Annotated in this window: 1 protein-coding gene and 1 pseudogene; both read left to right on the top strand. The window is 54.9% G+C overall.

Annotated elements, in window-relative coordinates; genetic code table 11:
- Position 1: 1 nt before the first annotated feature.
- Positions 2-355, top strand: a pseudogene (locus DWY05_RS10285) (AAA family ATPase); the annotation flags it as partial.
- A 36-nt stretch (positions 356-391) separates the two neighbouring features.
- The coding region (locus tag DWY05_RS09845; RefSeq protein ID WP_233511306.1) for an ATP-binding protein at positions 392-1,187 on the top strand (796 nt) is incomplete at its 3' end.

The following is a 1,187-nucleotide window of genomic DNA, read 5'->3' as shown; positions in this document are numbered from 1 at the left end:
TATGCCAAAGAAGTACTACACTAGAATTATCGAAAATGAGCTCGACCAGCTGCTGGGCATATTCGGTGCCGTTCTCATCGAAGGACCGAAATGGTGCGGGAAGACGACCACAGCCGAGACCCGCGCGGCGTCCAGGCTCCTTCTCATGGACCCGTCCCGCAACTTCGAGAATCGCTTACGCGCCGAGACTGACCCAGCTCTTGCCGTTTCCGGCGAGGTGCCACGGCTAATTGACGAGTGGCAGGAGGTTCCGAAACTTTGGGACGCGGCACGGTTTGAATGTGACAACCGTGGCGGTGAGCCTGGCCAGTTCATATTTACGGGGTCGGCAACACCGCGAGACGACAAACGTCCGATGCACAGTGGCGCTGGAAGGTTCGCCAAACTGCGCATGGATACCATGACGCTTTTCGAACTTGGGAAATCCAGCGGTGCAGTTATGCTATCGGGCATTATTTCTGGCAAAAAGTTCAATGGCGCTTTTGGGTCGCTGGATTCTGCCTCGATTGCCGAGTGCGTTGTTCGTGGTGGATGGCCTGCGGCGGTCGGACACGATGCGCGGGCTGCGTCCGCGATGGCCAAACGATACATCAACATAGTTGCCGAAGAAGATTTGTCCCGTGTCGACGGCTCTCGCCGCGACCCTGAAAAGGTCAAAGCTGTCATTGAATCGCTTGCGCGCAATGAATCCACTTTGGCGACACTCAAAACGCTCGTAGCCGATCTTGGTGGAGAGGTGTCGAGACAAACGGCGTCATCATACATATCTCTTCTCGCTCGGGTTAATTTCGTTCGCGATATTCCCGCATGGAACCCTGCAATGAGATCCCCAGTGCACCTAAGAGAATCGAAGAAGCATCATCTCGCTGACCCGTCACTAGCGGCCGCTGCGCTCGGGGCGACTCCGGAGACATTACTTCTGGACTTCAAGACGCTTGGACTGCTTTTTGAATCGTTGGCCCTTCATGATTTGTGGGTTTATGCGCAAGCAAATGGAATGGGTCTCTATCACTATCACGATTCTCGCGATCTAGAGGTCGATGCAGTCATTGCGGCTCCCGGTGGAACGTGGATTCCGATCGAAGTTAAACTCAGCTCTGCTCAAATCGAAGAGGCGTCTGACAGCCTTGTTGCTGTCGAGAAACGCATGGTTGCCGCCGGAAACAACCCGCCGGTTTCGAAAGTCG

The organism is Collinsella sp. AF23-4AC, from assembly GCF_003462685.1.
Classification (GTDB): domain Bacteria; phylum Actinomycetota; class Coriobacteriia; order Coriobacteriales; family Coriobacteriaceae; genus Collinsella.
Note: the sequence above shows the minus strand (reverse complement) of the source record. Positions and strands in the feature narration are given on the sequence as shown.